9 protein-coding genes and 1 pseudogene are annotated in these 10,686 nt (G+C 64.9%); 7 read left to right on the top strand and 3 right to left on the bottom strand.

Annotation, left to right across the window (positions count from 1 at the left end; translation table 11 throughout):
* The 4 genes and pseudogenes from ACEN88_RS15930 to yiaA all read left to right on the top strand — a co-directional run.
* Positions 1–609 (top strand): annotated as a pseudogene (locus ACEN88_RS15930) (DUF349 domain-containing protein); the annotation flags it as partial.
* Between the two features lie 8 nt (positions 610–617).
* Positions 618–1,076: a molybdopterin synthase catalytic subunit MoaE gene (gene moaE, locus ACEN88_RS15935; protein ID WP_371763041.1), complete on the top strand. Its 459-nt coding sequence runs from the start codon at positions 618–620 to the stop codon at positions 1,074–1,076.
* Positions 1,061–1,444 carry a fluoride efflux transporter CrcB gene (gene crcB / locus ACEN88_RS15940; protein ID WP_371768198.1) on the top strand — a complete coding sequence of 128 codons (384 nt, stop codon included), beginning with the start codon at positions 1,061–1,063 and terminating at the stop codon, positions 1,442–1,444. The genes moaE and crcB overlap by 16 nt, the downstream gene beginning before the upstream one ends.
* A gap of 82 nt (positions 1,445–1,526) precedes the next feature.
* Positions 1,527–1,952: an inner membrane protein YiaA gene (gene yiaA / locus ACEN88_RS15945; RefSeq protein WP_413341079.1), complete on the top strand. Its 426-nt coding sequence runs from the start codon at positions 1,527–1,529 to the stop codon at positions 1,950–1,952.
* Between the two features lie 4 nt (positions 1,953–1,956).
* On the opposite strand, the gene ACEN88_RS15950 is transcribed toward yiaA, so the two are convergent.
* The gene (locus ACEN88_RS15950; protein WP_413341082.1) at positions 1,957–3,201 is read right to left on the bottom strand and encodes a voltage-gated chloride channel family protein; all 1,245 of its coding nucleotides are present in this window, start codon (positions 3,199–3,201) and stop codon (positions 1,957–1,959) included.
* A gap of 119 nt (positions 3,202–3,320) precedes the next feature.
* Between ACEN88_RS15950 and clpB the strand changes: the two genes are divergently transcribed.
* Positions 3,321–5,945: an ATP-dependent chaperone ClpB gene (gene clpB, locus ACEN88_RS15955; RefSeq protein WP_413341084.1), complete on the top strand. Its 2,625-nt coding sequence runs from the start codon at positions 3,321–3,323 to the stop codon at positions 5,943–5,945.
* A gap of 52 nt (positions 5,946–5,997) precedes the next feature.
* Here clpB and ACEN88_RS15960 read toward each other — a convergent pair whose 3' ends face one another.
* Positions 5,998–6,576, bottom strand: a complete 579-nt coding sequence (locus ACEN88_RS15960) for an FxDxF family PEP-CTERM protein (RefSeq protein ID WP_413341086.1) — start codon at positions 6,574–6,576, stop codon at positions 5,998–6,000.
* A gap of 199 nt (positions 6,577–6,775) precedes the next feature.
* Entirely contained in the window at positions 6,776–7,594 is an 819-nt protein-coding gene (locus tag ACEN88_RS15965; protein ID WP_413341088.1) for a PEP-CTERM sorting domain-containing protein, read from the bottom strand.
* Positions 7,595–8,029: 435 nt separating this feature from the next.
* Here ACEN88_RS15965 and aceA point away from each other — a divergent pair, with 435 nt between their 5' ends.
* On the top strand, positions 8,030–9,328 hold the full coding sequence (aceA, locus tag ACEN88_RS15970; protein WP_413341090.1) for an isocitrate lyase: 1,299 nt from the start codon (positions 8,030–8,032) through the stop codon (positions 9,326–9,328).
* Between the two features lie 486 nt (positions 9,329–9,814).
* Positions 9,815–10,686: 23S rRNA (adenine(2030)-N(6))-methyltransferase RlmJ (locus ACEN88_RS15975; RefSeq protein WP_413341092.1), on the top strand; the 872-nt coding region annotated here is incomplete at its 3' end.

Consider the following 10,686-nt stretch of genomic DNA (forward strand, 5'->3'; position numbering starts at 1 on the left):
GGCCCCGTGCCGCGCGCGCATGAAGCCCGCGTGGAAAAACGTTATCACGCGGCCGTGGCGCTCGTGCAGCAGCATGCGGACCAGGCTCGCCGCGCCGCCGGCGTCGCCCAGGCGGGCATGCTGCGCGACAAGCTGAGGCTCGTGCAGGAACTGGAGCAGGCCGTCGCGGCGGACAATGCCGGCGACACCGATTGGGAGGCACGCTGGTCCGGCTTGCCGCCCCTGGACGCCGACATGGAACGCACGTTGCGCACCCGTTTCGACGCCGCGCTGGCCGCGCTGCGCGGGAGCGCGGAACAGAGGGCCGCGTATGGCCACAAGCTGGAAGACAATCGCGGCAAGCTCCTGCAGGAACTGCTGCGCCTGGAAATCGGTGCCGGCATCGACAGCGGCCCGGAGTTCGCGCGCGAGCGGTTGAAGCTCCAGGTCGAGGTGTTGCAGTCGTCGTTGAAATCAGGACAAAGCGCAGGACAGGGCAGCGGCCGCGGCGCCCAGGGCGGCGCGACGGCGCAGCTGCGCGACCTGTGCGCGCTGGCGGCGCTCGTCGATGCGCGTACGGCGTCCCGGCTCGAGCAGCTCGCGCTGCGGGTGGCCAAGGAGGGCAAGTGAAGAAGGATGTGACGGAAGTCCGGGTCGAGGCCGCGGATTTCGACGTGAGCGCGGAAATCGCGCGCCTGCGCGCGGGTGATGCGCGCGTTGGGGCCGTCGTCAGTTTCGTCGGCACGGTGCGCGACATGAACGACGGCGACAATGTGGCCGAACTCGAGCTGGAACATTATCCGGGCATGACGGAGCGTGCGCTGCACGACATCGTGGAGCAGGCGCGGGCGCGCTGGCCGCTGTATGGCGTCCTCGTGATCCATCGCATCGGGCCGATGCGGCCGCTGGACCAGATCGTCCTCGTCGCCTGCACGTCCGCGCACCGCGGCGAAGCGTTCGCCGCGTGCGAATTCATCATGGACTATCTCAAGACCGACGCCCCGTTCTGGAAGAAGGAGCAGACGCCGAACGGTGCGCGCTGGGTCGATGCGCGCGTGACGGACGACACGGCCCGGGCCAAGTGGGCCAGCCGCTGAGCTGGATCGCGGTCGCCGTAGGCGCGGCCCTCGGGGCCTGGTTGCGCTGGGGCCTGACCATCTTCCTCGGCCAGCTGCATGCCCACATCCAGCTGGGGACGCTCGTCGCCAACCTCGTCGGCGGCTACCTGATCGGGCTGGCGCTGGGCTTCTTCGACGCCATGCCGGCCCTGTCCCCGGCCTGGCGTTTGTTCGTCATCACGGGCTTCCTCGGGGGCCTGACCACGTTTTCCAGCTTTTCCGCCGAAGCGATGGTGCTGCTGCAGCGGGGCCATTACGCCTGGGCGCTGGCTCATTCGGCGGTGCACCTGCTGGGGTCGATCGGCTGCTGCGTCGCAGGATATGCGACCTGGCGTGCCATCGCATGATACCGGCGCGTCATTCGCTTGCGCGCAAAGTGCTTGGGCTGCAATCTGGCAATGTCTTAGTTTTCATTGACCGGAGAACAGCATGACCAAGCAATCATTTGCACGCCCGAGCCCCGCCTTCGTCGGCGCATCCTGGGGCGCCATGATCGTCGGCATCCTTGCCTACCTCATCGGTTTATGGAATGCCCAGATGCAGCTCAATGAAAAGGGCTATTACCTGACGATCCTGCTGTACGGCTGCTTTGCCGCCGTGTCGCTGCAAAAGACGGTGCGCGACCGCGCCGAGGGCCTGCCGGTGACAGGGATGTACGTCGGCTTGTGCTGGACCTCGTTGATGGCCGCCGTCGTGCTGCTGACGGTCGGCCTGTGGAATGCGACGCTGATGCTCAGCGAAAAGGGTTTTTATGCCATGTCGTTCGTGCTGACCCTGTTCGCCATCATCGCCGTGCAAAAGAACGTGCGCGACCTGGCCGCGGCGGGCGACGTACCCGACGCGCAGCAGGCTTGATCCATCACGACTTGCCGGGCTTGGCGTGGCCGATGCGCTGGGCCCGGTAAATCCCCGTGTGGCCGGAAAACAGATAGGCCAGCACGCACCCGACGGCCGCATACACCCCCACCTCCGCGCCGAACAATTCGATGGCCATCAGGGTCGACGCGATCGGCGTGTTGGCAGCGCCGGCGAACACGGCCACGAAGCCGACACCCGCCAGCAGTGAGAAGGGCAGGTGCAGCAGCGGCGCCAGCGCATTGCCGAGTGTGGCGCCGATGTAGAACAGCGGCGTCACTTCGCCGCCCTTGAAGCCGCTGCCCAGCGACGCGACCGTGAACACCAGCTTGCCGGCGAAGTCCCACGGCGCCAGCGGCTCGGTGAATGCGGCCTGGATGGTCGGGATGCCGAGGCCGATGTAGCGGTCCGCGCCGAACGCCAGCACGACGGCGGCGACGACGCTGCCGCCCAGCAGCGGCCGCAGCGGACCGTAAGGCACGCGCCGCTTCATCCAGCCCGACAGCGCGTGCGTGCAATCCGCGAACAGTTTTCCTGCAAGACCGAACAGCGCCCCCGCGATCGCGACGGCCGCCAGCGGCCACAGGCCCAGTGCCGGTACAGACGCGATGGCGTAATGCGTGTGGTGGATGCCCAGCGCATGGCCCCACAGCAGGCAGACCTGGTCGCCGGCGATGGCGGCCGCCAGGCAGGCGAGCAGGGCGTCGTAGCGCAGGCGGCCGATCGCGAGCACCTCCAGGGCGAAGATCGCGCCCGCCAGCGGCGTGCCGAACACGGAGGCGAAGCCCGCGCTGATGCCGGCCATCAGCACGATCCTCCGGTCTTCCACCTGTAGCTTGAATGCATGGGTGAGCTGGTCGGCGAGCGCGCCGCCCATCTGCACGGCCGTGCCCTCGCGCCCGACCGAGGCGCCGAACAGGTGCGAGATGACGGTGCCGCCCAGCACGAGCGGCGCCATGCGCAGCGGAATCACTTTCTTCGGGTCGTGGATCTCGTCGATGAGCAGGTTATTGCCGGCCTCGACCGAGCTGCCGAAACGCAGGTACAGCCAGCCGACGGCGAAGCCGGCCAGCGGCAGCAGCGCGATCAGCCAGCGGTGGGCGTTGCGCGTCCCGGTCGCCAGTTCGAGCGCGAACAGGAAGAAGGCGGAGGCGGACCCGGACAGCAGCCCGACGGCGAGGGCGAGCAGCAGCCATTTCCCCATGTAGGGCAGCAGGTGGCGTTGCTCCGTCAAGAATGAATGTTCCATGACGGACATTTTATCTCAGCACGATTTGCCGGCCCCAACCGCGTGTTCGCATCTTGAAAAGTCGCTACGGCATCCCTAACTAGATGTCAATCCAAAATCCAACCCACGGGGATCAAAACATGCGACAAGACAAATTGACGACCAAGCTCCAGGAAGCGCTCGCCGACGCGCAGAGCCTGGCGGTCGGCAACGACAATCAGTACATCGAACCCGTCCACCTGCTCGCCGCGCTGCTGGGCCAGAGCGACGGCGGCGCGCGCTCGCTGCTGCAGCGGGCCGGCGTCAACGTCGGCAGCCTGCAGACGGCGCTGCGCTCCGCGTTCGACCGCCTGCCGAAAGTGCACGGCACGGGCGGCGACGTGCAGGTCGGCCGCGAGCTCGTCTCGCTGCTGAACCTGGCAGACCGCGAATCGCAGAAACGCGGCGACCAGTTCCTGTCGAGCGAGATGGTGCTGCTCGCCTTTACGGACGACAAGTCCGAAGCCGGCCGCCTCGCCCGCGAAAACGGCCTCGCCCGCAAGGCGCTCGAATCCGCGATCCAGGCCGTGCGCGGCGGCGAATCCGTCAACTCCCAGGATGCGGAAGGCCAGCGCGAAGCGCTCAGGAAATACACGCTCGACCTGACGGAGCGGGCCCGCAGCGGCAAGCTCGACCCGGTGATCGGCCGCGACGACGAGATCCGCCGTGCCATCCAGGTGCTGCAGCGCCGTACCAAGAACAATCCGGTGCTGATCGGCGAACCCGGCGTCGGCAAGACCGCGATCGTGGAAGGTCTGGCGCAGCGCATCGTCAACGGCGAAGTGCCCGATTCGCTGAAGGGCAAGCGCGTGCTGTCGCTAGACATGGCCGCGCTGCTCGCGGGCGCCAAGTTCCGCGGCGAATTCGAAGAACGCCTGAAATCCGTGCTGAAGGAACTCGCGCAGGACGAGGGCATGACGATCGTCTTCATCGACGAGATCCACACGATGGTCGGCGCCGGCAAGGCCGAAGGCGCGATGGACGCGGGCAATATGCTGAAGCCGGCCCTGGCGCGCGGCGAGCTGCACTGCATCGGCGCGACCACGCTGGACGAGTACCGCAAATACGTCGAGAAGGATGCCGCGCTGGAGCGCCGCTTCCAGAAGATCATCGTCGACGAGCCGAGCGTGGAAGCGACCATCGCCATCCTGCGCGGCCTGCAGGAAAAGTACGAACTGCACCACAAGGTGGAGATCACGGACCCGGCGATCATCGCCGCGGCCGAGCTGTCGCACCGCTACATCACCGACCGCTTCCTGCCGGACAAGGCCATCGACCTGATCGACGAGGCCGCCTCGAAGATCAAGATCGAGATCGACTCGAAGCCGGAAGTGATGGACAAGCTCGACCGTCGCCTGATCCAGCTGAAGATCGAGCGCGAAGCTGTCAAGAAGGAAACGGACGAGGCCTCGCAGCGCCGCCTGGAATTGATCAACGAAGAGATCGTCCGCCTGGAGCGCGAGTACGCCGACTACGAGGAAATCCTCACGTCCGAGAAGGCTGCCGTGCAGGGTACGACGCACATCAAGGAAGAGATCGAGCGCATCCGCCTGCAGATGGATGAAGCGAAGCGCCAGAGCAATTGGCAGAAGGTATCGGAGCTGCAGTACGGCCGCCTGCCGGAGCTCGAGAAACAGTTGAAGGATGCGGAAGCCGCCAGCCATCAACCGGACGGCGCCGACAAGGAAGAGAACACGCGGCCGCGCCTGCTGCGCACGCAGGTCGGTGCCGAGGAAATCGCGGAAGTCGTGTCGCGCGCGACCGGCATCCCCGTCGCCCGCATGATGCAGGGCGAGCGCGACAAGCTGCTGCACATCGAAGAGAAGCTGCATGAGCGCGTCGTGGGCCAGGACGAGGCGATCGAGGCCGTGTCCGATGCGATCCGCCGTTCGCGTGCGGGTCTCGCGGATCCGAACCGGCCGTACGGCTCGTTCATGTTCCTGGGCCCGACGGGCGTCGGCAAGACCGAGCTGTGCAAGGCGCTGGCGAATTTCCTGTTCGATACGGAAGACGCGTTGATCCGCATCGACATGAGCGAGTTCATGGAGAAGCATTCCGTGGCCCGCCTGATCGGCGCGCCGCCGGGTTATGTCGGCTACGAGGAGGGCGGCTACCTGACGGAAGCCGTGCGCCGCAAGCCGTACAGCGTGATCCTGCTGGACGAGATCGAGAAGGCGCATCCGGACGTGTTCAACGTCCTGCTGCAGGTGCTCGACGACGGCCGCATGACGGACGGCCAGGGCCGCACGGTGGACTTCAAGAACACCGTGATCGTGATGACGTCGAACCTGGGTTCGCACAAGATCCAGTCGATGGATTCCGACGATCCGGCCGTCGTGAAGCTGGCGGTGATGGCCGAGGTGCGCGGACACTTCCGCCCCGAGTTCATCAACCGGATCGACGAGATCGTCGTGTTCCATGCGCTCGACGAGAAGAACATCGGCGCGATCGCGAAGATCCAGCTGAAGAACCTGGAACAGCGCCTCGAGAAGATGGAAATGGCGCTCGACATCAGCGAGGAGGCCCTGCAGAAGATCGCGGAAGCGGGCTTCGATCCGGTGTATGGCGCGCGTCCGCTCAAGCGCGCGATCCAGCAGCAGATCGAGAATCCGCTGTCAAAGGAAATCCTGGCGGGCCGCTTCGGACCGAAGGATACGATCCGCGTCGGCGTGCGTGGGGGCCAGTTGGTGTTCGGCGAGGAGCCGGCTGTCGAGCTGGCGAAGTAATCTGTTCGTGGCTATGGAATCGCCCTGTCGGCCAGCGCCGGCAGGGCGTTTTTTACGCGCGCTTGCGGCGCGCCATGAAGCCGAGCAGGCCCAGGCCGCCGAGCATCATCGCGTACGTCTGCGGTTCCGGCACGGCGGAGACCACGAGATGTTCGCCCATCAGGCTGCCGACCTTTTTATCGCCGTCCGTGCCGAACATGGTCACCTTGAGCTGGGGCGACGTCGCGTCGACATTGCCGCCAGAGAAGGTGAACTGGAACACCATGTCGTCCGTCAGGGCGACATGCGCGCCGGCATAGCACAACGACGTGCCGGCATGGCCGCCGCCCGTGCAGCCGTTCGCGTTCAGCTCGTTGCTGGACAGGGTCCAGTTCGACACGCCGCCCGGCGCGGCTGTGAGCAACACGCTGTCGAAGCTGCCGAGGTCCTTCAGCTGCAGGGCGCCGAGCGACGAGGCCCCGGCCCAGCTGCCGGTCGGGTTGGCGGCGTCGACGTCGAGGGTCAGCACGTTGCCGGACCAGGACGAGGTAAAGTCGACGCCCTGGAATTCGATCGTGCCGGCCTGCGCCGACGCGAGCGTGCCCGCGCCCAACAGCGCCGCCAGCAGGGTAGTGCGGATGCGTGATGTCATGTTCTCTCCTTCTCCACAAAATGCAAGGACCCGGCGGCTCGCGTCCTGCGAGACCGACGGGCACATACGGATCAGATCCGTGCCGCAAGGGTAGAAGGGGAGCCGATATGGCTCTGTTAGCCGACTAACTCATCGTTTGTAACAACAACGCCCCGCCGGGCGCTGGACCGGGCGGGGCGTTCGGGAGGAAGGACTACGTTCAGCGCGGGCGGCGGCGCAGCACGAGACCCATCAGGCCCAGGCCACCCAGCAGCAGGGCGATGCTCTCCGGCTCCGGGACGTTCGCCGTGGCGGCGGGGGTGCCGGCCGGCGTTTGCACGACCTCGGGGCCTTCGATGGGCAGCGTCGACGGCAGGTCTTCCTGCGGCGGCAAGTCGGCCGGCGTGCCGGATGGAGAAGCGACGTCGGACGTGCCGGTCGGCGTTGTCGTGTCGGCCGTCGTGTTGGTCTGCGTGCCGGCGGACGTGGTCGGGGTGTCGGGGATTACCGGAACGACCGGCGTGACCGGCGCGGTCGGGGTGGCCGGGGGCGATGCCGGCAGCACCTGCGACAACAGCGAGCCGACCTTGTTGCCCCGGGCATCGACGAACTCGACCTTCACGTGCGGCTCGTTCGTCGCGACGCTGGCGCCGTCGAACGTGAATTTGAACACCATGTCGTGGGCCAGCGCGATCTGCTGGCCGTAGAAGCACATGCGGCTCCCGGCCGCGCCGTTGCTCGTGCCGGAGCAGCCGGACGCTTTCAGCTCGGACGTCGACAGTTTCCATGCATCGGTCCCGCCCGGCCAGCCGCTCACGCTCACGCTGCTGTAAGTGCCCACACCCTTGATCGCCAGCGCAGCCAGGCCCGTCGCGCCGCTCCAGCCGCCGCTGCGCTTCGCGGCGTCGATTTCCAGCGTGAGCACATTGCCGCTCCAGTTCGACGTGAAGGTCACGCCTTCCGTCGTCAGGATACCGGCGTGGGCCGTCATCGTCATTGCGCCCAGCAGGGCGGCCAGCGCGGTCAATCGCAGTGTCATCGGGTGTCTCTTTCGGAAGTGCGGAAAATTGCTTTTAAGAATTTAATGATGGTGTTCGGAATTTATTCTCCCCCGATTTGATGCAAATCGTCAATTTGTGATTCTTTATGATGACGGCGGTGTTGTTTAATCAGGAAAAATTGTCAGATTTGCGGCAGTATTTACGAAATACTTTGTGGAAACAACTCACTATATTTCACATTATGAAAACTTGTTCGTACATGTGAAAAGCGCACAAGAAGCACCTGCCCGGCAGTTTCCATTGTGAGAAATTTGTTCTCGTATCATGAAATAATAAATGTAAGTAGATGATTTTCAAGGAAATAAAAACCGTCATATGTCTTATATAAGAGTATTGGTGCTGCGCACAACCGGCGCTATCATGTGTCTAACGGAATCACTGTCCAACCCCGTCTTTTCAATCAGGAGAACGCCATGGCAACTCGTGAACAGCAAATCGCCGCCCTGCAACAGGATTGGGAGTCCAACCCGCGCTGGAAAGGTATCGTCCGCAATTACACGGCGGAAGATGTCGTACGGCTGCGAGGCTCCGTGCAGATCGAACATACGCTGGCGCGGCGCGGCGCCGAGAAGCTGTGGAACCTGATCAACAACGAGCCGTACGTGAACGCCCTGGGCGCGCTGACGGGCAACCAGGCCATGCAACAGGTCAAGGCCGGGCTGAAAGCCATCTACCTGTCGGGCTGGCAGGTCGCGGGCGACGCCAACCTCGCCGGCGAGATGTATCCGGACCAGTCGTTGTACCCGGCCAATTCGGTGCCGATGGTCGTCAAGCGCATCAACAACACGTTCCAGCGCGCGGACCAGATCCAGTGGTCGGAAGGCAAGGACGACGTCGATTACTTCGCCCCGATCGTGGCCGATGCGGAAGCGGGCTTCGGCGGCGTGCTGAATGCTTTCGAGCTGATGAAATCCATGATCGAAGCGGGCGCGGCCGGCGTGCACTTCGAAGACCAGCTGGCCTCCGTCAAGAAATGCGGCCACATGGGCGGCAAGGTGCTCGTGCCGACGCGCGAAGCCGTGGAAAAGCTGACGGCGGCGCGACTGGCGGCCGACGTGATGGGCACGCCGACGATCCTCGTCGCCCGCACGGACGCCGAAGCGGCCGACTTGCTGACGGCCGACGTCGACGCGAACGACAAGCCGTTCTGCACGGGCGAGCGCACGGTGGAGGGTTTCTTCCGCGTGAAGCCGGGCGTCGACCAGGCGATCGCGCGCGGCCTCGCGTATGCGCCGTACGCCGACCTCGTGTGGTGCGAGACCGGGAAGCCGGACCTGGAATTCGCCAAACGCTTCGCCGACGCCATCCATGCGAAATTCCCGGGCAAGATGCTCGCGTATAACTGCTCGCCGTCGTTCAACTGGAAGAAGAACCTGGACGACGCGACGATCGCCAAGTTCCAGAAAGAGCTGGGCGCGATGGGCTACAAATTCCAGTTCATCACGCTGGCCGGCTTCCATGCGCTGAACTACAGCATGTTCAACCTGGCGCACGGCTATGCGCGCCGCGGCATGTCGGCCTTCGTCGAGTTGCAGGAAGCGGAATTCTCCGCCGCCGACAAGGGCTTCACGGCCGTCAAGCACCAGCGCGAAGTGGGCACCGGCTACTTCGACGCGGTGACCCAGACCATCCAGCAGCACCAGAGCTCGACGACGGCGCTGCACGGCTCGACCGAGGACGAACAATTCTTCGACGAGAAGAAAGTCGCCTGAGCTGAAACGATCCTCCACCCATCCTCGCGATGGTCTGCCGCAGTGGCCACAAGCCGCTGCGGCATTTTTATTTCCCCAAACCGGGGTCAGAAACTTCGGGGTCAGGTCCCATTTCGCTCCGAATTCGGGGTCAGAGCACATTTGCGATCAATGTCCGGATGTGCAAGAAGTTTCGCCATCCCGGCGTGGTGCGCCGACTGTCCCCCTTAAACGCGTAGCCGTCACGAGTAGAAATCCTCTCCCGGAAATTTCACCTAAAAGTGCTCTGACCCCGAATTGTGCCGAAAATGTGCTCTGACCCCGAATTTGGGCTTTTGGGATCGAGACGTATCTGAGGGATAATGGCGGTTGGCCCGCGCGCGATCGCATGGCGGGCGCCGCATCAACCAGATTGGAATCTCTATGTTCAGCTACCGCCACGCCTTCCACGCGGGTAATCACGCCGATGTCCTGAAGCACTTTATTCAGGTTCAGTTGCACAAATACATGAACCAGAAAGACACGGCCTACACCTATATCGACACCCATGCCGGTGCCGGCGTGTACGCGCTCGACAGTGCGCAGGCGGTCAGGAGCGGCGAATACATCGACGGCATCGGGCGCCTGTGGGGGCGCGACGACCTGCCGCCGGCGCTGGCCGAGTACGTGGACCTCGTGGGCAAGTTGAACCCGAGCGGCAAGCTGCGCTGGTATCCCGGTTCGCCGTGGGTCGCGGATGCCGAGGCGCGCCTGGAGGACCGCCTGCGCCTGTTCGAACTGCATCCGGCCGACATCAGGGTGCTGGCGGAGAACGTCCGCAAGCTGGAGGCGCATCACGCGGAGCAGGGCGAACGTGCGCGCGGGCGCCGCATCCTCGTCGAGCACGCGGACGGTTTCCATGGGCTGAAGGCACTGCTGCCGCCGCCGTCGCGGCGGGCGCTGGTGCTCATCGATCCGCCGTACGAAGTCAAGCTCGACTACAAGCACGTGCGCGACGCGCTGGACGAAGCGCTCAAGCGCTTCCCGGCGGGCATGTATGCGGTCTGGTATCCGGTGCTGCAGCGCATGGAATCGCGCCAGTTCGCCGATCGCCTGAAGCGCCTGCCGGCCAAGGAATGGCTGCACGTGACGTTGAGCGTCGCGGGTCCGCGCGCGGACGGCAACGGCCTGCACAGCAGCGGCATGTTCATCCTGAATCCGCCGTACACGCTGGAGGCGACGTTGCGCGAGACGATGCCGTATCTCGTGCAGGTGCTGGGCCAGGATGCCGGTGCAACGTTCCGTATCGAAAAAGGGACGCAGGTCACCGGCACGGTGCCGGCACTGGGCGGTCCCCGCAAGCCGGTGGGCAATGCGCGCCGCGCGAGCCCGCTGTCCGG

Source organism: Massilia sp. CT11-108, from assembly GCF_047302915.1.
In the GTDB taxonomy this organism is placed as follows: Bacteria; Pseudomonadota; Gammaproteobacteria; order Burkholderiales; family Burkholderiaceae_D; genus Telluria; species Telluria orientalis.

Excerpts from the sequence above, each read along its gene's own strand:
- yiaA (WP_413341079.1), top strand. The coding sequence starts at position 1,527 with ATGACCAAGCAATCATTTGCACGCCCGAGCCCCGCCTTCGTCGGCGCA.
- ACEN88_RS15950 (WP_413341082.1), bottom strand. The coding sequence starts at position 3,201 with ATGGAACATTCATTCTTGACGGAGCAACGCCACCTGCTGCCCTACATG.
- clpB (WP_413341084.1), top strand. The coding sequence starts at position 3,321 with ATGCGACAAGACAAATTGACGACCAAGCTCCAGGAAGCGCTCGCCGAC.
- ACEN88_RS15960 (WP_413341086.1), bottom strand. The coding sequence starts at position 6,576 with ATGACATCACGCATCCGCACTACCCTGCTGGCGGCGCTGTTGGGCGCG.
- ACEN88_RS15965 (WP_413341088.1), bottom strand. The coding sequence starts at position 7,594 with ATGACACTGCGATTGACCGCGCTGGCCGCCCTGCTGGGCGCAATGACG.
- aceA (WP_413341090.1), top strand. The coding sequence starts at position 8,030 with ATGGCAACTCGTGAACAGCAAATCGCCGCCCTGCAACAGGATTGGGAG.